This window comes from Brucella sp. IR073, assembly GCF_049065735.1.
GTDB lineage: Bacteria > Pseudomonadota > Alphaproteobacteria > Rhizobiales > Rhizobiaceae > Paramesorhizobium.
In genome coordinates this window covers 512431-538398 of sequence record NZ_JBAKHD010000001.1, presented here as the reverse complement: position 1 = coordinate 538398, position 25968 = coordinate 512431, and the positions used below count along the sequence as shown (strand labels likewise).

Genomic DNA, 25968 nt, shown 5'->3' with positions numbered 1-25968 from the left:
GTCAGGATATCCTCCCCGCCGCCTGCGCTCTCTTGTTGCGCTCCGCCACCACGAGCCGGTGCTCGCGATAGATGATGAAGATGCCCGCGCCGATGACGATGGTACTGCCTACGATCATCTGCATGGTCGGGACCTCGCCGAAGATCAGATAGCCGATGGCGAGGCCGAGCAGCATCGAGGTGTATTCGAAGGGCGCGATGGTGGACATTTCCGCATAGCGATAGCATTGGGTGAGGAAGATCTGCGCCACGCCGCCGGCGAACCCCGCCCCCACCAGCATCGCCGCCTGGGCGGGCGTCGGCATCACCCAGCCGAAAGGCAGGCTGAACAGCGCCATGATGGTCGAGGTCAGCGAGAAATAGATGACGATGGTGGGCGTGCGCTCCGTCTGGACGAGGCGGCGCACCAGCAGCATAGCAATGGCGCTGAGGCCCGCGCCGGTCAGGGCCGCGAGCGCGCCCAGCGTCTCGTCGACGCCGATCTCCCCGCTCGTCAGCACGGTCATGCGGGGCCACAGGATGACCAGCACGCCCAGAAGGCCGATCACCACCGCGCTCCAGCGGTAGATGCGCACCGCCTCGTGCAGGAGAATCGCGCTGAACACGACGACGAAGAGCGGCGCGGCGTAATTGAGCGCGATGGCCTCGGGCAAAGGTAGCTTGGTCAGCGCAAAGAAGCTGAAGCTCATGGAGGAAACACCGACCAGCCCGCGCCAGACATGGCTGAAACGCTCATTGGTGCGGAACACGCCCTTCAGCTGATGGGTGAAGGCCAGATAGGCGACGATGGGGAAGATGGCGAAGAAGGACCGGAAGAAGACAAGCTGCCCGACCGGAATGCCATCCGCCCCCTTCAGCAGGCTCGACATGGCGACGAAAATACAGACGGAGGCGACCTTGAAGCCGATGCCCACCATGACGTTCGGTTCGGCACGGGTTTCGACAGGCTCCGGGCGCGAGGAAGCGTTCAAGGCATTAGTCCTCAAGGAGCATATGACGCGGGCGGGTTTGATTCTCCATAGGCCGCATTCATTAGGAATGCCAGTGGGAATTCGCACCTTCCCTCCCCTTGCGGGGAGGGAGGACCCGAGCGGCCGCGCCAGCGTTTCCATTTCTACACAAATGCTTTAGGAACACCGCAGGGAACATGACATAAGGAAATGACGATGCGCACGGATACCGGCCAGACCTTCCGTCTCGAGGATTACCGTCCGACGGATTATCTGATTCCCGAGACAGCGCTCGTCTTCGAACTCGATCCGGAGCGAACCATCGTCCGCGCAACCCTCACGATCGAAAGGCGCGAGGGCGTAGCTGTGGGTGCGCCGTTGGTGCTCGACGGCGACGAATTGACGCTGGTCAGCCTCACCGTCAACGGTGCGCCTGGCGAGAACGGCTATCAAGCGACGCCGGAGCGGCTGGAAATCACCGCGCTGCCTGAGGAAAAGCGCTTTACCGTCGAAATCGTCACTGAAATCAACCCGACCACCAACCGCCAGCTCATGGGCCTTTACCGGTCTAGCGGCGTCTATTGCACACAATGCGAGGCGGAAGGGTTTCGGCGCATCACCTATTATCTCGACCGGCCGGATGTGCTCTCCGTCTATACGGTGCGTGTCGAAGCCCGGAAGACGGAAGCGCCCGTGCTGCTTTCGAACGGCAATCCGGTGGACAGCGGCGACCTCGACGGCGGCAGGCATTTCGCCGTGTGGCACGACCCGCATCCGAAGCCGTCCTACCTCTTCGCGCTGGTTGCAGGCGATCTTGACTTCATAACCGACCGCTTCACCACCCGCTCGGGCCGCGCGGTCGATCTTGCGATCTATGTCGAGCACGGCAAGGAATCGCGCGCGCTCTATGCCATGGACGCGCTCAAGCGCTCAATGAAATGGGACGAGGAGGTGTTTGGGCGCGAATATGATCTCGATGTCTTCAATGTCGTTGCCGTGTCGGACTTCAACATGGGCGCGATGGAGAACAAGGGCCTCAACGTTTTCAACGACAAATATGTGCTGGCCGACGCCGAGACCGCGACCGATACGGACTATGCCGGCATCGAGGCCGTCATCGCGCATGAATATTTCCACAACTGGACCGGCAACCGCATCACCTGCCGCGACTGGTTTCAGCTTTGCCTCAAGGAAGGGCTGACCGTCTTCCGCGACCATGAGTTCTCCGCCGACATGCGTTCGCGCGCGGTCAAGCGCATCGCCGAGGTGAAGACGCTGAAGGCACATCAATTCCCTGAAGATGCAGGCCCCCTCGCCCATCCGGTGCGCCCGCGGCAATATCGCGAGATCAACAATTTCTACACAGCGACGGTCTACGAAAAGGGCTCGGAGGTGGTGCGCATGATCCGCACCATCCTGGGGCCTGACCTCTTCCGCAAGGGGATGGACCTTTATTTCGAGCGCCATGATGGCGAGGCGGCGACGATCGAGGATTTCCTCAAGGCGTTCGCCGACGCCTCGGGCCGGGATTTGAGCCAGTTCGCGCTCTGGTACGAGCAGGCGGGCACGCCGAACCTCTCGGTGAGCTATGATTTCGATCCGGCGGCGAAAACGTTCACCATCGAATTCGAGCAGTCGCTGAAGGCCACGCCCGGCCAGAGCCGCAAGAAGCCGATGCACATCCCCATCGAATTCGGCCTCATCGGGCCTGACGGGAGAGAGATCACGCCGGCTTCCGCTGAAGGCATGGAGGTGACCGGGAATGTCATCCATCTGCGCCAGCGGAAGGAGATGGTGCGCTTCACCGGCATTTCCGAGCGGCCCGTTCCGTCGCTCCTGCGCGGCTTTTCCGCTCCTGTGACGCTCACAAGCGAATTGCCGCATGAGGACCTCACCTTCCTGGCGCTCCATGACGGCGACCCGGTCGGGCGCTGGCAGGCGCTGACCGAGCTCCTGACCGGCGCGCTGATGGTCGGGGTCAAGCAGGCGCGGGGCGGCAAAGCGCCTTCGGTCAACGGCGAAATCGTCGCGCTCATGGGCAGTATCGCGGCGGACGAGACGCTCGACCCTGCCTTCCGCGCCCTTTGCCTGACGCTTCCCGGCGAGAGCGACATTGCCCGCGAGATCGGCAGCGACATCGATCCGGACGCGATATTGGCAAGCCGAGAGACGCTCGTTAAGGCGATTGCGCAAGCACATGCCGCGCCGTTCGCCGCGCTTTATGAAAAGCTAGCGGGTACAGGTCCCTTCTCGCCCGATGCGGAAAGCGCGGGACGCCGGGCCCTACGCAACACGCTGCTCAATTATTTGAGCGTCGCGGAAGACGATCCGGCGCGGGCGGCGGCTCAGTTCCATGCGGCGGACAACATGACCGACCGGGCGATGGCCTTGGGCATCGTCGTTCATCATTTCGGCGAGAGCGACGGTGCCCGGCAGGCGCTTGCCGCTTTCGAGGCGCGATTCGGCTGCGACCCGCTGGTGATGGACAAATGGTTCGGCATTCAGGCGACGCGGCCCGGAGCGGCTACGCTCGATACGGTGCAGGCGCTGATGAACCATCCACTCTTTTCGCTCGACAACCCCAACCGCACCCGCGCACTCATCGGCGCCTTCGCCAGCGCCAACCAGACCGGCTTCAACCGGGCCGATGGCGCGGCCTATCGCTTCTTCGCCGAAACGATCCTTAAGATCGACCCGCAGAACCCGCAGCTCGCCGCGCGGTTGCTGACCGCCTTGCGCTCCTGGCGCTCGCTGGAGCCCGTAAGGCGCGAACACGCCCGCGCCGCGCTGGCGGAAATCGCGGGGACGCAGAAGCTGTCTACCGACGTGCGGGATATTGTGGAGCGGACGCTGGGGTGAAAGGTGGGACGCGGTTCCTGTTTAGACGGAAGCGCCAGACACCCCCTCTGCCCTGCCGGGCATCTCCCCCTCAAGGGGGGAGATTGGCTGTGAGATCCGCTTTCGTCAATCGCAAACGTTGCAGAATGAGGCGTTGTCATAAATGAAGGCCAATCTCCCCTCTTGAGGGGGAGATGTCCGGCAGGACAGAGGGGGGTGTTGCAGCGCGCCGACCGTTCCGTTTAGAAATGTCGGCTGTAACGAAACGGCACAAACACGCCCGACACCCAATTCCCTTTTTACGAGAATTACATTAAAAGCACAACCATCCTGCCCGAATCACCCTCGGCTCTGATTAAAATTTTATTAAAAGACTGGACAGGCCGAATCGGTTTTGATTCATTGGCCTTGGTTCGGATGTGCGGCGTCCCGAATCGCTTTCAAGGGAAAGTTCCAGCTTAGAGGGGCCAGGGGATGGCAAATGCGGACGCGTATGACGCGCCGACAGGGAGGTATTACGCCTCCGGCAAGAGACGATCGCGCGCCGGGCTTTCCGGCCATGCGGGTCTGCTCGCCGGCCCTGCCTATCAAAAAATCGTAAGGCTCGAGCCGTGGCTGCGGCGGTCGATCCCGACGCTGATCATCCTGTTCCTGATCGTGCTGGCCGTGGCTCGCGTGCTGTCGCTCATGGCCTGGCGCGAGGATATCGAGCGCAATGCGCGCTCCGCGCTGGCGCTCGCCACCACGCATGTTTCCGCCGCCATCGACCGCCTGGCCGCCGCGCGCGCCAAGGCGGGCAGCACCGAGGGACTTTCGGCGGCTGATATCGAGAACATTATCGCCGATTTCCGCTCGCGCGGTCTTATTTCGCAATCGGTGCGGATCGCCGTGGCAGACGGCGCTTCGGCCATCCTCGCCACATCGGGCATGGACAGCGTGAAGGCGCGCAACATCGAGAACGTGGTCATGGACGCACAGCCGCTGTTCCTTTTCGGCGAGCGGGCCGGCGTGATGCGGATCAAATTTGCGGGCGAGGAAGCACTCGCCGCGCTCAACCGCACCGCCAACGGCAATCTCGCCGTGCTGGCGGCGGAGCCGAACAGCTCGATCTATGCCGAATGGCGGCGGATTGTCTCGCTCAACATCACGCTTTTCGCGGGAACGGCGGGGGTGATGATGGCCATCCTCTACGCCTATTTCAGCCAGGCGGCGCGGGCGCGCGACGCGGACCATATTTCCGAGCAGATTCAGTGGCGCATTAATCTGGCGCTGGCGCGCGGGCGCTGCGGCCTGTGGGATTGGGACATGGCGCGCGGGCGCATGTACTGGTCGCGCTCCATGTATGAGATGCTGGGTTATGAGGCCCATGACGCCATTCTCTCCTTCGGCGACGTGGCGGCGATCATCAATCCGGAAGACGGCGACCTCTATGAGATTGCCACGCAGGCGGCGGCGGGCGACATCCGCCAGCTCGACAAGGTGTTCCGCATGCGCCATGCGGACGGCTATTGGGTGTGGATGCGCGTGCGCGCCGAAATCGCGGAGGATACCGACATGCATCTGGTCGGCATTGCCTTCGACGTCAGCGAGCAGCACCGCTTCGCGCAGGCGACCGCGGAGGCCGATATGCGCATCCGCGAGGCGATTGAGAACATCTCGGAAGCCTTCGTGCTGTGGGATGCCAACAACCGTCTGGTCATGTCCAATAGCAAGTTCAACGAATATGCAGGGCTTCCCGCCAAAGCGCTGAAGCCGGGCGTGACGCGCAACGAAATCCAGGCGATGATGCGGCCCTTCTCGTTCGAGCGGCGGATGGCCAATGAGAACGACCGCAGCGGCGCGCAGACCTATGAGCGGCAGTTGGCCGACGGGCGCTGGCTGCAGGTCAACGAGCGGCGCACGCAGGATGGCGGTCTCGTTTCCATCGGCACCGACATCACCCAGTTGAAGCTGCATCAGGAGCGGCTGGTGGACAGCGAGCGGCGCCTGATGGCAACCATCCACGATCTGAGCCTCGCCCGCAAAGGCGAGAAGGACCGGGTGCGCGAACTCTCCGAACTCGCCAGCAAATATGCCGTCGAAAAGGAACGCGCCGAAAGCGCCAACCGCGCCAAGTCAGAATTCCTCGCCAACATGTCGCACGAGCTGCGCACGCCGCTCAACGCCATCATCGGCTTTTCGGAAATCATGAGCCAGGCCACCTTCGGCCCGCTCGGTTCCGACCGCTATGAGGAATATGTGCGCGACATCCACACCAGCGGCACCTATCTCCTCAACGTCATCAACGACATTCTCGACATGTCGAAGATCGAGGCGGGGCATTTCTCGCTCGACCGCAGCGAAATCGACCTATGCCCGCTGATCCGCGAGACCGTGCGGGTGATTTCCCTGCAGGCGCAGGAAAAGAAAATCGCGGTGCAGACCAATATCGCCGAGACGATGACGCTGAAGGCCGACCGCCGCGCAATCAAGCAGGTGCTGATCAATCTCTTGTCCAATGCGGTGAAGTTCACCACCGAAGGCGGACGCATCTCCGTGCGCGCCCGCAAGACCGCCACCGCCCTGGTGCTCGCCATCGAGGATACGGGCTGCGGCATTCCCAAGGCGGCGCTGAAGAAGCTCGGTCAGCCCTTCGAGCAGGTGGAAAACCAGTTCACCAAATCCCATGCCGGCTCGGGGCTCGGCCTTGCGATTTCCCGCTCCCTGGTGCGATTGCACGGCGGCACGCTGAAAATCCGCTCGACCGAGGGGGTCGGGACCATCGTGTCGATACGGATTCCTGTGGAGGATGTACAGCAGCCCGAAAGCGTGGCAGCATAGAGCGCCCGGCATTCATAAACAGCGCCAAACGATCCCTTCACCCTCGTGGTTCGAGGCTCCGCTTTGCTCCGCACCTCACCATGAGGATGAAGGGCGCAGCGGGAACTGCCTCGAACCACGAAGGCGCTTGGCACTGACAGCATCAAAATATGACGAACCTTAATCGTCCCAGGAAGGAACGTCTTCGCTATCCTGTGGAGCGACCAGACCGATCTCCTCTTTTTCTTCAATGTCCGTGACGGTTTTCATCGACGCCCCCAATGGAATACCCGCATCATGAACGCGACGCGGGCGGCTGTGGAGCGATTATGCAACCTTTCCCACCGTCCTCTCAAAACACCCCCGCACCCCCCGTCCCACCTCATCTAGATGCGCCTCGACGCTTTTGATATCCGGCAGATTGGCGGCGCGGCAGAGGAGATCAGCTAACCCCGGCGGGAGGTCATCGCGCTCGACTTCGCCGGTCAGACAAAGGCGGATCGTCTGGCTCAGATTGGTGTAAAACCGATGCGCGTCGGTGAGATTGTCCACCATTGAGGGCCCGGCGAGCGACGGCGCGAGGTGGCGCAGAACGTTTTCGGTGGCGGTAGAGTGTTCCGCGCCGGTCATATTCCCCGTCAGCACGGCGAACTGCGCGATGAATTCCAGATCTATGATGCCGCCGGGCTTCAGCTTCAAATCCCAGATATCACGCGGCGGCTTTTCCTCCTCGATCAGCGCGCGCATTTCGGCGACATCCTTGGCGATTTTCGCCGGGTCGCGCGGTAGGGCGAGGATGGCGTCGATTTCCCCTGCGATGCAATTGAGAAACGCCTTGTCACCGGCGATGGCGCGGGCGCGGGTCAGAGCCATGTGCTCCCAGGTCCATGCTTCAGTGCGCTGGTATTTGCTGAAAGAGGCGATGTGGGTGGCGACGGGGCCCTTATTGCCTGACGGACGCAGGCGCATGTCCACTTCGTAGAGCACGCCTTCGCTCGTTGGCGCGGAAAGGGCCGCGATCAGCCGCTGCGTCATGCGGATATAATATTGCGAGGGCGCAAGCGGCTTTTCGCCGTCGGATTCCTCGGCATCTTCGTCATGGTCGTAGAGCAGGATCAGGTCGATGTCCGAGCCTGCGGTCAGCTCGCGGCTGCCGAGCTTGCCCATGCCGAGAATGCCGACCTTTCCGCCCGCAATTTTGCCGTGGCGGCGGCTGAACTCTTCCAGCACGGCGTCGAGCGTCTTGCCGATCATCAGATCGGCAAGATCGGAGAACGCCCGCCCCGCACGCGGACCGTCGATGGCGCCGGTCAGCAGGCGTATGCCGATGAGGAAACGGTGCTCGGCGGCGAAGATGCGCAGGCGGTCGAGCGTTTCCTCATAGGTTCTGCCCTGCCCCAAAAAGCTCTCCAGCCGCTCCTCCAGATAGGCGCGGGTCGGCATTTCGGCAAAGATTGCCGGGTCGAGCAGCCCGTCGAACACATGCGGCTTGCGGGTGATGATGTCGGCGAGGCGCGGTGCAGCGCTCATGATGAGCACGAGCAGGCCGAGCAAGGGCGGGTTCGATTGCAGCAGGCTGAACAGCTGGATGCCGGCGGGCAGGCCCTTCAGCAATTCATCGAAGCGCAGGAGCGCCTCATCCGCCCGCTTGGTCTCGCCGAAGGCTTTGAGGAGCGCCGGGGTCAGCTCGGTCAGGCGCTCGCGCGCTTCCGCCGAGCGCGTTGCGCGGTAGCGTCCGAAATGCCAGGTGCGGATGACACGGCAGATATCGCTGGGGCGCTGGAAGCCCATTCTGGAAAGCGTTTCGAGTGTGCCGGGGTCGTCGACATCACCGGTGAAAACCAGATTGCCGCCCTCCCCGCCCAGTTCCTGCGCCTGCTCGAACAAGGCGGCGTAATGGCTTTCCACGACGCCGAGCGCGGCGAGGAAATCCTTCGCAAAATCCTCCGGCCTCGCATAGCCCATCATGCGGGCGACGCGGGAGAAGCCTTCCTCGTCCTCCGGCAACACATGGGTCTGCTCGTCGGCGATCATCTGGATGCGGTGCTCGACATCGCGCAGGAAGGTGTATTTTGCCGCAAGCGCGTCACGCGCCTCCGGCGTGATCCAGCCGCGCTCGGCAAGCTTCTCCAGCATGGGCAATGTCTGGCTCCCGCGCAATTCGGGAAACCGGCCGCCCGCGATCAATTGCTGGGTCTGGACGAAGAACTCGATCTCGCGAATGCCGCCCCGGCCCAGCTTAACGTTGTGGCCGCGCACGGCGATGTCGCCCAGCCCCTTATGGGCGTGGATCTGGCGCTTGATGGAGTGGATGTCGGCAATCGCCGCATAATCGAGATATTTGCGCCAGACATAGGGAGCGAGTTCCGCCAGAACCCTGCGTCCCGCCGCGATATCGCCCGCCACCGGACGGGCCTTGATCATCGCCGCCCGTTCCCAGTTCTGGCCGCGCCCTTCGTAATAATGCAGCGCCGATTCCACCGGCAGCGCCAGCGGGGTCGACCCCGGATCGGGCCGCAGCCGCAGATCGACGCGGAAGACATAGCCATCCGCCGTGCGGTCCTGCAGGATGCGGACGAGCCGCCGTGTCAGCCTCGAGAAGGTCTCGACGCATTCGAGCGGGTCGCCGATGGCGTCAGAGGTTTCGTCGATGAAGACGATGAGGTCGACATCGGAGGAATAGTTAAGCTCATGCGCGCCGAGCTTGCCCATGCCAAGCACGATCCAGCCGCAGCCTTGTTCGGGATTGTCGCGGTCGGGCAGATTGATCTTGCCCGCGCTATCGGCCTCGCGCAGCAGGAAGGAGACACCGGCGCGGATGGAGCTTTCGGCCAGCCGCGTCAGCCAGAGGGTGGTTTCGGCGGTGGTGAACAGTCCGGCAAGGTCGGCCAGTGCGATCAGCACATGGGCTTCCTGCTTCAACTGGCGGAGGGACGCCATGAGCGTGGTTTCGGTGATGCCGTCCTCTTTCCATGCGGCGGAGACCTCGGCGAGAAGCTGTTCCAGCCGAGCTTCGGGCGGCGTTGTGGTGAGCGCTTCCAAAAGGGCTGGACGGCGCAGGAGAATTTCGCGGATGAAGGGGGAGAGGTCGAGGACAGCCGAGAGGAAGGCTGCGGATGCGGGATTGCCGAGTTGCTTCAAGAGTCCCCGGCAATCGGCCTCGATCGCTTTTTCGCGCATATCGGCAAGCAGCGCCGCAGCCTTTTCGGCGTCCGTGGCGATGAGCGGTTTTGAATTTTGTTTGAAAAATGGTTGTCCCCGTTCGGCCAAGATGTTCTTTCCCCTTTTTTATATCATTGAAATATCGGCGCTTTACGTTGCCTCTATCCTGGCGGGCCGAGCTCGCACCCTCCTTCCCCCTTGCGGGGAAGGTGCCCGCGTTAGCGGGCGGATGGGGGTGGTGACGTGTACGCTTGCTTCGAAGACCGTCGCGCAAACGTCACCACCCCCACCCGACCCTTTGGGCCACCCTCCCCGCAAGGGGGAGGGAGAGCGCGAGCCGGCATCATGCGACGCTTCCATTTACCTCACCCACCATTCTCCGGCACCGGAAACACCAGCACCGCCCTCAAGCCCGGTTTGTTGTCCTCCAGCCTCAGACTCCCACCGTGCAATTTCATCACTGCCTTGGCAAGGCTGAGACCTAATCCCAGGCCCGGCTGGGTGCGGCTTTCCTCGAGGCGGACGAAGCGCTCGGTTACGCGGTCGTGCTGTTCCTCGGGGATGCCGGGGCCATTATCCGCGACGACGATCAGCAGATTCTTATCCTGCTGCTCCATGGAGAGCGTGACCGCTGCACCCTCTCCGGCGGCGTATTTGATGGCGTTGTCGACGAGGTTCGAGACGGTCTGGCCGACGAGTTCTCTATTGATGCGCAAGGGCGTTTCATCGAGATCGCCCAAGGACAGCGCCACGCCCGCATCTTCCGCCACCGGCTCGTAGAGATCGGCCACGTCGCGCAGAATGGGCGCGGCGGGCATGATCTGCATGTTCTCGCTGGAATAGCCCGCTTCCAGCCGCGAAATCATCAGGATGGCATTGAAGGTGCGGATCATCTGGTCCGACTCGGCGATGATATCCTCCAGCGCGGCGCGATAATCCTTCGTGTCGCTGCCGCCTGCCAGCGTCGCCTCGGCACGGTTGCGCAGGCGCGTCAGCGGCGTTTTCAGATCGTGGGCGATGTTGTCGGAAACCTGCCGCAGCCCGTCATTCAGTTCCTGGATGCGGCCCAGCATGGCGTTAAGACTGCCCGACAGGCGGTCGAACTCGTCGCCCGATCCGGAAACCGGCAGACGCCCCGTCAAGTCGCCCTCCATGATGCGATGCGAGGCAGATGACAGCTGGTCGATGCGGATGAGCGCGCGGCGGCCTACGAAATACCAGATCAGGAACGCGCCGACGCCCATCAGCCCCAGCGCCAGCATGAGCGCACGGCGCACAATGCCAAGAAAGTGCTCCGGCTCGCTCAGATCGCGCCCGACCAGCACCCGCATGCCGTTGGGCAGAGCAATGACGATGGCGATGGCCTTGTGGACGCTGGTGGCATTGCGCTCGCCATAGCGTTGATAGGTAAAGGCGCGCTCGACCATGCCGTTCGTATCGAGCACGCCGGGTTCTAGGCTCTCGACATTGCCGGCGAGGATCTGCCCCACGGAATCGGTGACGAGATAGAGATAGGCGCCCGGCTGGCGGGCACGGCGGTCGATGGTGCGCACCAGCGCCGAAATGCCGCCCCTGTTATAGGCCGCGCCGATGCTGGCAACCTCCTCGCTCAGCGCCTGCTCGGTCTGGCCGGTCAGGAGCGAGACCGAGAGCTTGCTCATATAGATGACGAGCGCGATGGCCCCCAGCATGAAAAGCAGGAGATAGAGCGCGGACAATCGCGCCGCCGTCGTGCGCATCAGGGCGGCGACGCGGCCCATCAGGCGTCCTCGACGGTGGAGCCGGACGCGGCTTTCAGCACATAGCCCGCGCCGCGCACGGTATGGAGCAGCGGCGTCTTGAAGCCCTTCTCGATCTTGCCGCGCAGGCGGGAGATATGGACGTCGATGACGTTGGTCTGGGGGTCGAAATGATAGTCCCAGACATTTTCGAGAAGCATAGTGCGGGTCACCACCTGCCCCGCATGGCGCATCAGATATTCGAGCAAGCGAAACTCGCGCGGCTGGAGGACGATATCGGTCCCGCCCCGTCGCGCCGTATGGGCCAGACGGTCGAGCTCGAGATCGCCGACGCGGTAGATCGTGTCCGCCTCCCGCGGGCTGGAGCGGCGCTGCAGCACCTCGACGCGCGCCAGAAGCTCGGAGAAGGCATAAGGCTTTGTCAGATAATCATCGCCACCGGCGCGCAGGCCCGTCACGCGGTCATCCACCTGGCCGAGCGCGGAAAGGATCAGCGCCGGCGTCTCGTCGCCCCTGGCACGCAGGCCGGCAATGACGGCAAGCCCGTCGCGGCGCGGGAGCATCCGATCGATGATCAGTACATCATATTTGCCGCTCTCGGCCAGCGCATAGCCCGTCTCGCCATCGCCAGCGATATCGGCGGCATGGCCCGCCTCGGCGAAAGCCTTTTCCAGATACCGGGCCGCTTCACGGTCGTCTTCGATGATGAGGATCTTCATGGAGGCCGATCATAATTGGAATGTCATGTCCGGACAGGCGTAGAATAAGGGAGTATGTCGGTGAAGCACTTACTCCCCTATTCCCTTACTCACCTACTCCCTTATCAAGCGGGCAGCGGGCAGCGGGCCGCTTGTAGCCCGCTGCCCTGCGCTTATCCGATACGCCTGCCCAACCGTGGGGGATGCCAGGGACGGAAGACTGGAAACAAGTCCCCGGCACCTCGCCTAGCCCTCGGCGATCGGAAGCGCTACGAAGCGGCTCTGGTCGTTGGTCACGATCTGGAGCAGGATGGCCTTGCGCCCAGCCTTTTTTGCCTCCTTGATCGCAGCATTGATATCGCTAACGTCCTTCACCGGTTTGTTGTTGACGCTGACGATGACATCGCCGGAGCTGATGCCCTTGTCCGCCGCGTCGCTGTCCGGATCGACATCCGTGACCACAACGCCCTTGCCGTCTTCCGAGGGAACGACGGTGAGCCCATAAGAATTCAGCGATTCGGAATCCTGAGGCAGGGTCGGCCGCCCGGCGGGGGTCTCCGCCAGTTCCTTCGGCATGGTGCCGACGGTGACGCTGATGGTCTTGGCTGCGTTCTTGCGCCAGATGGTCAGTTCCGCCTTGCTGCCGGGGGCGATGGCCGCAACCTTGCGGGCGAGATCGCGCGAATCCTCAATGGGCTCGCCATTGACGGCGGTGACGACGTCGCCCGCCTCGATGCCCGCCTTGGCGGCCGGGCCGTTAGCCTGCGGCTCGGCGATGAGAGCGCCCTTCGGCTCGGCAAGGCCCAGCGACTCGGCAATCTCCTTGCTGACCGGCTGGATGCTCACGCCGATCCAGCCGCGCTGGACATGGCCGGTCTTGATGATCTGGTCAACCACGGTCTTGGCCGTCGAGGCGGGAATGGCGAAGGCGATGCCGACGCTGCCGCCCGATGGCGAGAAGATGGCGGTGTTGATGCCGATCACCTGGCCCTGCTGGTTGAAGGTCGGGCCGCCGGAATTGCCGCGGTTCACCGACGCATCGATCTGGATGAAATCGTCATAGGGACCGGCGTTGATATCGCGGCCAAGCGCCGACACGATGCCCGCCGTCACGGTGCCGCCAAGGCCGAACGGATTGCCCACGGCGACGACCCAATCGCCGACGCGGACATTCTTGTCATCGCCGAGCGCCACATAGGTGAATTTCCGCTTGGCGTCGTCGACCTTCAGGACCGCGAGGTCGGTGCGCGGATCGGTGCCGATCAGCTTGGCGGGCAGCTCGGTTCCGTCCTGCAGGACCACCGAATAGGCGTTGCCATCGGACACGACATGGTTGTTGGTGACGATATAGCCGTCCTCGGAGATGAAAAAGCCGGAGCCCTGAGCGACCGGACGCTCGCGACGCGGACGCGGCTTGCCGGGACGCTTCGTCTCGCCATCCTGGCCGAACTCGCGGAAGAAGCGCTTCAGGGGATGATTATCGGGAAGCTGATCGAAGCCCGGCGCGGAGAAGAAGCCCGGTATGCTATCACTGGTGTCCGGCTGCTTGTCGCTATCGACGCGAACGCTGACCACGGCGGGACGAACCTTTTCCACCAGATCGGCAAAGCCGGGCTGGGCGGGCGCCGTCACGGTGACGGGCTCGGCATAGGCGCGCATCACGGTGCTGAGCGGCCCATTCGCCAGGACGGCACCGGCAAGCGCCGAGGTCAGCGCGACCGCATACAAGCTTTTGCGGTACACAGACGGAGACTTTTCTTTCGACATCAGAAACTCCTTGGGCAAAAGGATAGGCTGGCACGGAAGGGCATTGCGCCGCATCACGCTCTAGATGGGCATTGTGCGCCATAGATACTAACGGCAACCTTACCGGCAAATTTCCGCAAGATGAAAGTTTCGTAAGGTTGGAGCCGACGTTTCTATTTAAACCTATCGGGGATCCTTATCATCCAGGATCGCGGCCAGTTTGCGGCGCTCCTCATCCGAGAGTGGAACGGCCTCAACAGCGGGCCTTCGCCGCGACGCGGCAAGAAGAAATCCGCCGCCGATGAGCAAAACCACCACCGGGAAGCTCCAGAGCAGAATGGTCCTGGTTTCAAGCCGGGGTTTCAGCAGCACGAACTCGCCATACCGCGCCACGATGAAATCGAGGACCTGCTCGTCACTATCCCCCGCCTTCAGCCGGTCACGCACGAGAACGCGCAGATCCTTGGCGAGCTCGGCATTGGAATCGTCGATGGACTGGTTCTGGCACACCATGCAGCGCAGCTCCGCCGAAATGGCACGCGCGCGGCTCTCCAATGTGGGGTCTGGGAGGATCTCGTCGGGGGTGACAGCGTGAGCGGCGGTGGCTGCGAGGAGGGTTAGGGCAAGGGCGGCGCTGAGGGATTTGGGGGTGAAGCGAAAACGTCGGCGGGACAGCGCCCCTCGCGCCAAGCTTTCCATTCTGCCCTCCTTCATGACACCGCCACCTCCGCATTCCCCGCCCGCGCAGCCTTGCGCCGTGCCGGAGCGCCTACCCGCAGGCGGCGGTCGAGGAGGGAGACGAAGCCGCCGAGCATCATCGCCAGCGCGCCGAGCCAGATCAGCGTCACCAGCGGCTTCCACCAGATGCGGACGACGGTGCCGCCATCGGCGAGGCCATCGCCCAGCGAGAGATAATACTGGTTGAACCCGTGGGTGACGATGCCCGCCTCCGTGGTCGGCATGCGCCGGGCCGGATAGAAGCGCTTGGCGGATATGATCGTGTCGACCGGGCGCGCGGCGCTGTCCATAAGGGTGAAGCGGCCCTGCTCTTCCATGTAATTCGGGCCACTAGCGGCGGCGAGCCCCTCATAGCGCAGCTGATAGCCTGCCACGGGGACGATATCGCCCGGCTTCATCGCCACCACCTGCTCCGTCCCAAAGGTGGTGACGCCGACAATGCCGAGCAGGGTGACGCCGAGGCCGAAATGAGCGAGCGCCGTGCCGAAGACCGAGCGCGGCAGGCCGACCAGCCTCGCGAAGGCGGTGCGGACAGGTACCTTGCCGAGGCCCGCTTTCAGGGCAATATCCGTCAGGCTTCCAAGCATCACCCAGACGGCGAGCCCGATGCCGAAGGCGGCGAGCACTTCTCCCGCCGAGGTGCGATAGAGCACGAACCCGACAGCGAGGAGCGCCAGGGCAAAGGCCGTCATCAGCCGCTGCGCCACTCCCAAGAGATCGCCGCGCTTCCACGCCAGCAGCGGGCCGAACGGCACAGCGGCGAGGAGCGGGATCATCAGCGGGCCGAAGGTCATGTTGAAGAAGGGCGCGCCGACGGAAATCTTATCGCCGGTCAGCGCCTCCAGCAGTAACGGGTAAAGCGTACCGATGAGCACAGTTGCCGCCGCTGTTGTCAGGAACAGATTGTTGAGGACCAGCGAACCCTCACGCGAGACAGGCTGGAACAGGCCGCCGCTTGCGAGACTTTGCGCCCGCAGCGCAAAGAGCGCCAGCGAGCCGCCGATGAAGAGCGTGAGGATGGCGAGGATGAAGAGGCCGCGCCCCGGATCGGTGGCGAAGGAGTGGACCGAGGTCAACACGCCCGAGCGCACCAGGAAGGTGCCAAGCAGCGACAGCGAAAATGTGAGAAGCGCCAGCAGCACCGTCCAGATTTTCAGGGCCGATCGCTTTTCCATCACCAGCGCCGAATGCAGCAGCGCCGTACCGGCGAGCCATGGCATGAAGGAGGCATTCTCCACCGGGTCCCAGAACCACCAGCCGCCCCAGCCGAGCTCGTAATACGCCCAGTAGGAGCCAACCGCGATGCCGCCGGTCAGGAACATCCATGCGGCGAGCGTCCAAGGCCTTACCCAGCGCGCCCAGGCCGCGTCGAGACGGCCCTCGATCAACGCCGCGACGGCAAAGGAGAAGCACACCGAAAAGCCGACATAGCCGAGATAAAGCAGCGGCGGATGCACGGCGAGGCCGATATCCTGCAGGATCGGGTTCAGATCCTGCCCCTCCAGCGGCGCGGGGCTGATGCGGGCGAAGGGATTGGAGGTGGCGACGATGAAGAGAAGAAAGGCCGTCGCGACCCAGCCCTGCACGGCCAGCACGTTGGCCTTGAGCGACGGGGGCAGATTGTTGCCGAAGGCGGCGACCAGCGCGCTGAAAAAGGCAAGGATCATCACCCAGAGCAGCATGGAGCCTTCGTGATTGCCCCAGACGCCGGTGATCTTATAAAGGAGCGGCTTCTGCGAATGTGAGTTCTCGACCACGTTGAGCACGGAGAAATCCGAGACGACATAGGCGTGGACCAGCACGGCGAAAGCCAGCGCGATGAAGGCGAAGACGGCAATGGCGGTCGGCGCGGCGACCCCCATCATCCTGACATCGCGCCGCCGCGCGCCGATGACAGGCAGCACCGACTGCACCAGCGAAAGCGCCAGCGCCAGGGCAAGCGCGAATTGTCCGATTTCGGCGGTCATGCGTGGCGCCCTTTACATTTCGTTGAAGCCGCCCAGTCGCTCCTACCCCCCTCTGTCCTGCCGGACATCTCCCCCACAAGGGGGGAGATTAGATGGGAGTCCCGCTTCCGCCAATCGTCAAGGTCGCACGATAGGGCGCCGTCATCGATGAAAGCCGATCTCCCCCCTTGGGGGGGAGATGCCCGGCAGGGCAGAGGGGGGTGTCCAGACGCCGACATCTCCATCTCACCGTGCCTCTTCCGTATGCTGCCAGAGGCCCTTCTCCTTCAAGCCATCGGCGACTTCCTTGGGCATATACCGCTCGTCATGCTTGGCGAGGACGCTATCGGCGACGAAGACGCCGTCCGGATTGAAACGGCCTTCGGTCACCACGCCCTGCTCCTCGCGGAAAAGATCGGGCAGGATACCGTCATAGACGACTTTCACGCTTCTAATCGTGTCGGTGACGGAAAATTCCACCCGTGTACCGGCACCACGCACAACCGTCCCCTTTTCCACGAGCCCGCCCAGGCGGAACCGCGCGCCGGAGGCCATATCCTCCGCGGTCAAATCGTCGGGCATGCGAAAATAGCGTATATCCTGGCTGAACGCGACGAGCACCAGCGCCACCGCCAGACCCAGAACGGCCAGCGCGCCTGATATCACGGCAAGGCGCTTCTGTTTGCGGCTCATGGTTTTGCCTCCGTCAACTCCAATCCGAGCCTCCTGGCGAAAGCGATGAGGTCGTTGCGCTTTTCCGGCGCCAGCGCCTCGCTGCCCCGCTTCAGGGCGGAGGCAGCGTCGTCGCGGCGATTCAGCACCAGATAGGAGCGGACGAGACGCTTCCAGCCGTCGAGATCGTCAGGGTTCTGCGCCAGCCGTGCGTCAAGCCCAGCGACCATCGCATTTATCTGCGCCGCGGCGCTATCCAATTGTTCCTGCGCTTCTTCCGTGGCCGTGCCGCCGGCGGCGGCCGTCAATGCCTGCCCGAGGCCGAGCGCGCGCTCCGCCGATTCGCCCTGCAGCCTGATAGCGGCGCGGTAGGCGTTGACCGCGTCCTCGAACCGGCCGAGGCGCAGATAGATCGGAGCGAGCACATCCCACCCGCGCCCATCGTCGGGATTCTGCTTCAAATGCGCCTCCGCCCGCGCGATCAGATCGCCGACCGAGCTTTCCACCGGCCTTTGCGCAGCCCGGCTCGCCAGCGGCTCGGACGGAAGATCAGGCGAGCCGGTGAGACCATAGAGGCCCCACGCGACCAGCGGCACGGAGAGAACAGCGGCGAGCACGGTCCAGCGCTCGCCTTGCCCCGCCGCGGGTGCCTGCTCCGCCTCCTGCCCGGCGCGCAACAGGCGGCGGCCGATCTCGGCGCGCGCTTCCTCCGCGCTCTGCGGATCGATCAGGCCACGGGCGGCGTCAGCCTCCACTTCACGCATCTGGTCGCGGTAGACTTCGATGTCATATGGCCCGGCAGCAGAACCCGGCGCCCTCTTGCGCGTCAGCGGCAGGAGAACGGCAAGCGTAGCGGCAAGCGTCAGAAATAGAGCGATCAGCCAAAATCCCATGATGGCGAGACATAGCCGCCCCGCGGGCCGAATCCAATCAGGGATGCTACGAATAGGGCAATTCGCCGCAAATTGCGGTGGGTCAAGGCGAAGCGCCTATCCCTCCCCCTTGCGGGGAGGGTGGCCCGAAGGGCCGGGTGGAGGTGGTGACGCGCGCACCACGTTCTTCAGCAAAAGCGCAAACGTCACCACCCCGTCCGCCCGCTAACGCGGGGTCGTCGCTGGAAAAGCCAAATCGCTGGCTTTTCCTCGGCCTCCGGCCGAACGCTCCTCAATCCCCCAAGGGGAAAGGAGGGCGTTTCCTACGTCAACGGCGTCCAGCTTCCATCCGGGTTCCGGCATGCCGTGCCGCGTGCGGTCTGGGGCGCGCCGTTGACGGTGAAGGTGTGGGTATATTGACGGCAGTTCTGCGAGCCGACCTGATAGGGCTGCGCGGCGACCACCTCACCGGAGGCATCGGAGCCCTTCCAGCTCGTGGCGTCACCGGCCTTCGCATATTCCAGCGCCTTGTACTCGGCTTCCAGCGCGTTCCGGCGGTCGCCGGAGGAAAGCCTGTTCGCGGCGGTGCCGATCAGGCCATTGCCCAGCGCGGCCAGAACGTCGGATCTTGCCGGCTTGGATGACGGTCCGATCGAGATCAGGGACGGTCGCGGGCCGGAGGCCGTGCTGCAGGCGGAAAGGCCGAACAGGGCAAGGACAAGGGCGGCGGAGAGGGCTGTTGGCTTCATCGGGCTCTCAGTTCACGAACATGAATAATCGAATGTTCATAGCGATTTATGTCAAGCGGTCCATTATAGCCGCGCATTCGATTGCGATCAATTTTCAACAAGAGGCAGAACGATTCGTGCAGCGAGGCCGCCCAGCGGCGACTTCTCCAATTTGAGCGTTCCGCCATATTCGCGCACCGTATCCTTGACGATGGAAAGGCCGAGGCCGGTGCCGGGCTTGGTTTCGTCGAGGCGATGGCCACGCATCAGCGCCTCCTTGATCTTTTCCGGGGCCAGTCCCTGCCCGTTGTCCTCGATCGCCACTTCGAAGCCGGCATGAGGCGTCATGTCGCCCTTCCCCTCGAAATGGACCGGGGAAAGGCTCACCTTGATGACCGAACGGCCCCATTTTGCGGCGTTTTCCATCAGGTTTCCGACGATTTCCTCGAAATCCTCGCGCTCGCCCGCGAAGACGGCATTCGGCAGGCGGTTGTCGAAATCGATGCGGTAATTGGGGCTGAGCTTGGCGGTCACGCGGATCATCCGCTCCAGGACCGGCGCGACGGGCGTGCGGAAGACGACGCTGTCGCGCTGGGCCGCAATGCGCGCGCGCTGCAGATAATGCTGCACCTGCACCTGCATCGCCTCGCTCTGCTCTACCACCACCCTGCCCTTCTCGCCCCCGATGCTGCGGCCCTCATTGACGAGCACCGATAGCGGCGTCTTCAGCGAATGGGCGAGATTGCCGACCTGCGTGCGCGAGCGCTCGACGATGCGCCGGTTGTTCTCAATGAGCGCATTCATCTCCTGCGCCAGCGGCGCGATCTCCAGCGGCAGATTGCCGTCAAGCCGGGAGGAGCGGCCTTCGCGGATATCGGCCAGCGAGGCGCGCACCTTGTCGAGAGGACGCAGGCCGAAAAGGATGATGGCGGCGTTGATGAGGATACTGCCAAGGCCGAAGACGCCGAGATAGGTATAGAGCGTGTTGCGGAAATCGCGGATTTCCTTCTTCACCTCGCTCAAATTGCCCATGATGCGAAAGCGCGCCACGCGATTGGCGGCGTCGAGCACCACTTCCGTCTCGACCACGGAAAGTTCTTCGCCTTTCAGGCCCTTTTCCGTATAGCGCCGCGTGTAGGATTGGTCGAAGGGGACTTGGTAAACCGGTACCGGCGGGATGGTGCGCTTGGCGAGCGAGTCGGATTCGAGATTGCCCTTGAGATTGTCGGTGACCGGATCCACCGCCCAGTACCAGCCGGAAAGCGGGCTGGAATAGCGGATGTCGCCCAATTCCGGCTTTCCCTGCAACACGCCATCGGGCGAAACGCTGACCGAGCCGATGAGGCTATAGAGATGCGCCGAAAGCAACCGCTGAAAGCTCTGCTCGCTCGCCTCGCGGTAAAGCGCCGAAATGACCGTCGCGACCACCATCAGCCCGATGATGACCCACACCGTCGACAGCGTGACGACACGCAGCGCCAATGAGCGCGTGGCGGGGATGAAGCGGAGGGCGGTCAGTTTACGGCCTTTCATTTTCAGATTGGGAGAGCGGCGGGACAATACCCCCCTCTGCCCTGCCGGGCATCTCCCCCTCAAGGGGGGAGATTGGCTGACATGACTTTCGCCGTACATACGGCAAGGTTTGCGATTGGTGCCGTCCGTCTATGAAGGCGTAATCTCCCCCCTTGAGGGGGAGATGTCCGGCAGGACAGAGGGGGGTGACCGGCGTTTCCATCGGAACGTGGTCCCTCTATCCATCCCGCCGGATGCGGTAGCCCATGCCGCGCACGGTTTCGATGAGATCTATGCCCATCTTCTTGCGCAAGCGCCCGACGAAGACCTCGATCGTGTTGGAATCGCGGTCGAAATCCTGGTCGTAGAGATGCTCCACCAGCTCGCTGCGGGAGACCACCTCGTCCATGTGATGCATGAGATAGGAAAGCAGGCGGAATTCGTGCGAGGTCAGCTTTAGTGGAACGCCGTCGACGCTGGCCTTGGAGGATTTGGTATCGAGGCGCAGCGGGCCGCAGGTGAGTTCCGAGGAGGCATGCCCGGCGGCCCGGCGGATCAAGGCCCGCAAGCGCGCCAGCACTTCCTCTATGTGAAAGGGTTTGGCGACATAATCGTCCGCGCCCGCGTCGATACCCGCGACCTTGTCGCTCCAGCGGTCGCGCGCGGTCAGCATCAGCACGGGCATGGTGCGCCCGTCGCGCCGCCAGCGCTCCAGAATGCTGATGCCGTCCATCTGCGGCAGGCCGATATCCAGCACCACGGCGTCATAGGGCTCGCTGTCGCCGAGATAATGGCCTTCGATGCCGTCATAGGCGCGGTCGACCACATAGCCGGCCTCGACCAGCGCCTCGGAGACCTGACGGTTCAGATCCTTGTCGTCCTCGACGATGAGGATGCGCATGTGCATGCTTCCATTGTTTCAGCCGCATTCTGCAACGCCAGGCCTCGCCCGGCTGCAAATGCCCTGGCCGCTGGCTTAATTAGCGGGAACCGCGACCTCGACACGGCGCGGGCGCTCGCCATCGCGGCCGGGCACCAGCACCACGACGACGCACATCGCGCGTCCGTTCTGCGTGGAGGGGGTCGCCTTGGTCAGCGTTCCGCCCTGCTCGGCGGCAACCTTCTGCCCGACGGCGACGCAATCGCCCGCCACCTTGGCGACCAGTGTCGCCTTCGCGGGGAACGTCACCGGCAAGCTGCCGGCCTCAGCGGCGGTGACACCGGCCAGAACGGTCAGGGCAGCGATCAGTTTCGGAGCGAACAAGTGTTTCATCATGGCGCCTTCCATAGCGCTTTTTAGCTGAACAATGAATGAACGGTAAAGGCCCCGACTCCCTTTGCCGAGGCCTTCCCTCACATATTGTTACATATCGTTAATCCGCAATGTTAAGGAATCATTACGGAAGATTACGAAAGGCGGGAATTTGCATGGAAGCGGCCGACAATGGCGATAAGGCCCGCCACGGCGGTGATGAGCTGCATGATCGTCTCGACCAGCGTCGATTGATCCACCGTGTCGGTGGCAAAGCCGAACAACCCGGCCGCGGAAACGCCGAGCGTGACGGCGGAGGCCCAGATGGTCTTGGAGAGATACCAGGGTTTGATGGTGTTCATGTGGGGTTCCTTTGTTTGGGGTTCGATAGGGAGCGTCGGCGGCGTTTCTCATTTCACTTCAACCCGCCCGAACCGCCCCGCTCCCATCCTCGCGCTGACCATCGCCACGGCCAGTTCGAAGGGCTGCGCCAAGCCGCCGAGGTCAGCGGCACGATCCGCCGCGCCATAGGTCCAGCGCGGCTCGCGGACTTCCACCGTGCGGACCACCGCTCCACCCCGTCGCACCTCGACGCGGTAGAGTTCCTGCTCCTCGCCGAGCGGGATATCCGTGCCTAGCCAGCTATCGGCGTCGATGCGCCCGCGCCGGACCCAGTTTGCGGCAATGTCGCCATTCGCCATTACGTGAGCTTTGAGGTGGACCGGGCTCAGGGGCTCAAGCGCGCGGACGCCGCCGGCCATCGACATCGTGTCGAAATAGGCGTCCGAAAAATCGCGGCCTGCCGTGCCGATGCGCCAGTTGAGTGCCAGACCGATTTCCGAAGCCTGCAGACCGGCGGGCGCGACGGCTTCACTGAGCAGGATGAAGGGCGTTCCGGCGGGCTTGGTGACGGAGGCTTCTTCTTCCGTGCCCAGTTGCCCGCGCAGGAGCGCCGTCAGCCGCCATTGGCTGTCAGCTATTTCCTCGGCATCGCGGAACTGGAACATTTCCCAGCCGCCTTCAGGCGTCTGCAAGAGGCCGGTGTTCGCGCCGTTGCAAAGCTGCTCCATGGGCTGGGAACTCAATTCACCGGCATAGATGAGCACATCCATGGCATGGGCGCGGACCAGCCGTCCGCTCCCCGGCAAAGGCGGCAGCGGCGAGACGAGTTCCCCTACGATCGCCCGCTTGCCAAGGAGCGTCCGGGCGGCATAGCCTTCCGCATGGGGCGAGGCATAGGCGCTGACGCCACGCCATGGCTTGGCATAAGCGGCAAGGCGCAATTGCGCCGCCGCGTCCTCCGCGCCCGGCCAGGCGGGCAGGTCGAGGAGGAAGCTCAGCGGCTTGCCTTCGCTGACGGGGCTTGCGGGCGGCTGCGGCGGCAAGGCGCCCGTGTCGGGCGTGCGCACATGCGACGCGACCGCGACGGCCTGCAATTGCCGCGCGGCACCATCCTCCAGCGAGGTGATGACGAATTCCCCCTCCTCACCGGCGAGGCGCACCCGGTCGCCCACCGTCAGGCCCGCATGGTCCCAGGGCACGCCGAGGCTTTTGGTCCGCCGCGAGGCCCAGCGGCGCTTCAGCCAGCTCTCCGCCAGCGCCTTGGCTTGGCCCCCCTCCATCGCGCCCGCCAGCGTCAGCGTTTCGGTGCCCTGCCCGCGCGCCTCGTGTCGCAGGGCGGTGGCGCTGGCGGTCTGGTAATCGCGCAGGGGATCGCCGAAGAAGACCTCCACGCTGCCGGGAAGATCGTTGCGGTCCTCCAACACCGAGGTTTCCGCCGCACCTTCATCGCTGAGCACCATGTCCTCGATCAGGCTTGGCTGCGACAGGCGCGCGTCGCTGCGGAAGACAAAACGGCCTTCCGCCTCGAACGCCTCGACGCCGAATAGGTCCAACAAGGGCTCCAGCACCGAGCGGGCCGATGACGGCTCACCGATGGCGAAGCCGGAGAGAGCACCATCGGCGGCTGATGTGTCCGGCGCGTCCAGCCCAAAATCCGCGAAGATCGCCGCGATGAGGTCGCCAAGCGCCACCCCGCTGAGGCGACCGTTCAGCCAATGGCCGAGACGCCAATTGTCGGCGTCGCCCCAGACATCGCGCTTCAGCGGAAATTCCGGGAAGGGCCGCGTGTCCCACGCCCAGAGATAGATACGTGCCGCATCCAGCATCCGCCCGCCATAGACCGGGGAGACCGGATTGCCTGTGTTGGCCGTCCGGTTCCAGTAGTCGAGATGAGCGGAGAGGAAGCGGCTTTGCGCGAGATCGGAGCGCGAACCGTCCGAAAAATATGGAATGGCATTTTCCGAGGATTTCGGGTCGGGAAAGACATTGGGCTGGTTCGGCCCCTTGTCCGCCGCGGGACAGCCAAGCTCGGTGAACCAGAACGGCTTGGACCTTGGCTGCCAGGCGGTCGGCACCGTGCTCTCCTTGCCGCCGGTGCGGTTATAATGCAGGTTCTCCCACCAGCCTTTCAAATCCTTGTAGCGGAACACCCAGGGCTTGCCCGCCATGCCATCCGATATGGGCGAGCGCACGCGGTTGCGGCGGTCGGCCTCGCTGGCGTAATACCAGTCGTAGCCCTCGCCGCCCGCGATATTGGCGGTGAGGCCATCCTTGTCGTAGGCGGCGGGAATGCCGTCCGGCCCGAAATGCCGGTCGTCCTCGTCGCGCCAGTCGGAAAGCGGCATGTAATTGTCGATGCCGATGGCGTCGACGGCGGGATGGGCCCAGAGCGGGTCGAGGTGAAAGAACACGTCGCCGCTGCCGTCCTGCGGATGATGGCCGAAATATTCCGACCAGTCCGCCGCATAGGTCAGCTTGCAGCCGCTCCCAAGGCGCGAGCGCAGCTCAGCGGCGAGGTCGCAAAGGCCCGACACGAAGGGGAAGCCGTTGGCCCCGTCGCGAAGGGTCGTCAGCCCGCGCAGTTCCGACCCGAGCAGGAAAGCATCGACGCCGCCTGCCGAAACCGCCAGATCGGCGCAATGGCGGATGAAGCGGTTATAGCCCCATGTTCCCGTCAGAAAAGCTGAAATCTGCGCCGTCACCGCCGCCGTGCGGTCGGCGCCGAGCGGATAACAGGTGATGCGCCCGCGCCAGGGATAGGCCGGCTGGGTACCGCCATAGGGCGATGGCAGGCTGTTGCCGGGCGCGATGTCCATCATGATGAAGGGATAGAGCGTCACGTTCAGCCCGCGCCCCCTCGCATCGCGGATTGCGGCGATGACGCTGTCGTCGGAGGGCGTGCCGCCATAGGCCGCCTGCCCCAGCGTATTACGGCTGATCCGATACGCCGCGGCGCGGGTGACGCCGTCCACTTTCCATGTCCGGCTCGGCTTCCTCGCCGTCTGCTCTACAACGCCCGGGCGGATGGTGCAGGACCCGGCGCGCAGATCGTCGCCGAACCAGGGCACCACCAGCGCCACATGCTTCAGATTTGGGCAGAGCGCCTGCAGCTCGTCCATCGCGGCGGTCCAGTCGCTGACGGCGCGCAGCGTGTTGCGGTTGAGCGCCCGCGTCTCGCCCGGCCTCGGCTCATCCGTCACCGCCACGGGCGACAGGCCGAACTCGGTCGAGCCCGGAATGAGCGCGACGGCGGTGATGCTATTGGCGAGCGCGCCCACGGGCCGCATCACCTCGAACTGAATCTGCGGCAGGCGACGACCGTAATCGTCGATGGGCATGCGCTCGAAGACCACATAGGCCGTGCCGCGATAGGCGGGCGCGTTGCCGTCCCCCTGCTTCGCCTCGATCAGCGGGTCGGGAAGCTGGTCCTCGGTGCCGCGATAGATCCGCATCTCCACCTTGGTCTGGTCCAGCTCCTTGCCGTCAACCCATATGCGGCGGATGCCGGCAATCGGCCCTTCCGCCACCGCATAGGCGGCATTGGCGTAATAGCTATATTCCGTGGTCTTCGCCCCGCCGCCCTTGCCGCCCTGGCGGGTGGTCTTCGACTGTTCCTCGAAACGGGTGGCCCAGATGAGCGAGCCGGAAAGGCGCACCGTGCCATAGACGAAGGGGAGCGAGGCCCCCTCCTCCGCCGTTGTCGGCTTCGCCCCGGCCAATCGCGGGCCTTCCGCATGGCGGGTGGAATTGATGAGCGCGGTGTCGATGAGATATCCGCCCAGCGCGCCCGCCGCCGCACCGATCGTGCCGCCAATCGCGCCGAACAGACTGCCGCCCAGCGCAGCGCCTGCGGCCTGGAGGAGGAGTGTGGCCATGGGAGGGAGCCTTTGGTTGGAGAGCGTCTTCCCTCCCCCTTGCGGGGAGGGTGGCCCGAAGGGTCGGGTGGGGGTGGTGACGCGTGCGCCACTGTTTCCA

The 25968-nt window shown here is 63.9% G+C and carries 17 protein-coding genes; 2 read left to right on the top strand and 15 right to left on the bottom strand.

All coding sequences use genetic code 11. The features are described from left to right. Position 1: 1 nt before the first annotated feature. Positions 2–970, bottom strand: a complete 969-nt coding sequence (locus ACOWVG_RS02630) for a DMT family transporter (protein WP_420959924.1) — start codon at positions 968–970, stop codon at positions 2–4. 195 nt (positions 971–1165) lie between these two features. On the opposite strand from ACOWVG_RS02630, the gene pepN reads away from it, so the two are divergent. Both pepN and ACOWVG_RS02620 read left to right on the top strand, forming a co-directional pair. Beyond that, positions 1166–3808 (top strand): aminopeptidase N, encoded by a 2643-nt coding sequence (gene pepN, locus ACOWVG_RS02625; RefSeq protein WP_420959923.1) that lies wholly within the window; start codon positions 1166–1168, stop codon positions 3806–3808. 453 nt (positions 3809–4261) lie between these two features. Next, positions 4262–6607 carry a PAS domain-containing sensor histidine kinase gene (locus ACOWVG_RS02620; protein ID WP_420959922.1) on the top strand — a complete coding sequence of 782 codons (2346 nt, stop codon included), beginning with the start codon at positions 4262–4264 and terminating at the stop codon, positions 6605–6607. Positions 6608–6913: 306 nt separating this feature from the next. On the opposite strand, the gene ACOWVG_RS02615 is transcribed toward ACOWVG_RS02620, so the two are convergent. From ACOWVG_RS02615 to ACOWVG_RS02550, 14 genes are all read right to left on the bottom strand, one after another. After that, positions 6914–9856 (bottom strand): bifunctional [glutamine synthetase] adenylyltransferase/[glutamine synthetase]-adenylyl-L-tyrosine phosphorylase, encoded by a 2943-nt coding sequence (locus ACOWVG_RS02615; protein WP_420959921.1) that lies wholly within the window; start codon positions 9854–9856, stop codon positions 6914–6916. A 257-nt stretch (positions 9857–10113) separates the two neighbouring features. Further along, positions 10114–11511, bottom strand: a complete 1398-nt coding sequence (locus ACOWVG_RS02610; protein WP_420960163.1) for an ATP-binding protein — start codon at positions 11509–11511, stop codon at positions 10114–10116. Next, positions 11508–12206: a winged helix-turn-helix domain-containing protein gene (locus ACOWVG_RS02605; RefSeq protein ID WP_420959920.1), complete on the bottom strand. Its 699-nt coding sequence runs from the start codon at positions 12204–12206 to the stop codon at positions 11508–11510. The genes ACOWVG_RS02610 and ACOWVG_RS02605 overlap by 4 nt, the downstream gene beginning before the upstream one ends. Before the next feature lie 225 nt (positions 12207–12431). Next, positions 12432–13952: a DegQ family serine endoprotease gene (locus ACOWVG_RS02600; protein ID WP_420959919.1), complete on the bottom strand. Its 1521-nt coding sequence runs from the start codon at positions 13950–13952 to the stop codon at positions 12432–12434. Between the two features lie 162 nt (positions 13953–14114). Further along, the gene (locus tag ACOWVG_RS02595; protein WP_420959918.1) at positions 14115–14630 is read right to left on the bottom strand and encodes a cytochrome c-type biogenesis protein; all 516 of its coding nucleotides are present in this window, start codon (positions 14628–14630) and stop codon (positions 14115–14117) included. 11 nt (positions 14631–14641) lie between these two features. After that, a complete protein-coding gene (locus ACOWVG_RS02590) occupies positions 14642–16636 on the bottom strand; it encodes a heme lyase CcmF/NrfE family subunit (RefSeq protein WP_420959917.1) in 1995 nt (664 codons plus the stop codon). A gap of 225 nt (positions 16637–16861) precedes the next feature. Next, positions 16862–17308 carry a cytochrome c maturation protein CcmE gene (ccmE, locus tag ACOWVG_RS02585; RefSeq protein ID WP_420959916.1) on the bottom strand — a complete coding sequence of 149 codons (447 nt, stop codon included), beginning with the start codon at positions 17306–17308 and terminating at the stop codon, positions 16862–16864. Beyond that, positions 17305–18180, bottom strand: a complete 876-nt coding sequence (gene ccmI, locus ACOWVG_RS02580; RefSeq protein WP_420959915.1) for a c-type cytochrome biogenesis protein CcmI — start codon at positions 18178–18180, stop codon at positions 17305–17307. The genes ccmE and ccmI overlap by 4 nt, the downstream gene beginning before the upstream one ends. 302 nt (positions 18181–18482) lie before the next feature. Then, on the bottom strand, positions 18483–18908 hold the full coding sequence (locus ACOWVG_RS02575) for a hypothetical protein (protein WP_420959914.1): 426 nt from the start codon (positions 18906–18908) through the stop codon (positions 18483–18485). Between the two features lie 87 nt (positions 18909–18995). Then, positions 18996–20327: an ATP-binding protein gene (locus tag ACOWVG_RS02570; protein WP_420960162.1), complete on the bottom strand. Its 1332-nt coding sequence runs from the start codon at positions 20325–20327 to the stop codon at positions 18996–18998. Between the two features lie 310 nt (positions 20328–20637). Further along, positions 20638–21300, bottom strand: coding sequence for a response regulator transcription factor (locus tag ACOWVG_RS02565; RefSeq protein WP_420959913.1), 663 nt, complete (start codon positions 21298–21300; stop codon positions 20638–20640). A gap of 75 nt (positions 21301–21375) precedes the next feature. Further along, a complete protein-coding gene (locus ACOWVG_RS02560; RefSeq protein ID WP_420960161.1) occupies positions 21376–21672 on the bottom strand; it encodes a hypothetical protein in 297 nt (98 codons plus the stop codon). A 134-nt stretch (positions 21673–21806) separates the two neighbouring features. Then, positions 21807–22013 (bottom strand): hypothetical protein, encoded by a 207-nt coding sequence (locus tag ACOWVG_RS02555; RefSeq protein WP_420959912.1) that lies wholly within the window; start codon positions 22011–22013, stop codon positions 21807–21809. 48 nt (positions 22014–22061) lie between these two features. After that, complete coding sequence (locus tag ACOWVG_RS02550; RefSeq protein WP_420959911.1) at positions 22062–25868, bottom strand: baseplate multidomain protein megatron; 3807 nt, start codon at positions 25866–25868, stop codon at positions 22062–22064. Between the last annotated feature and the right edge of the window lie 100 nt (positions 25869–25968).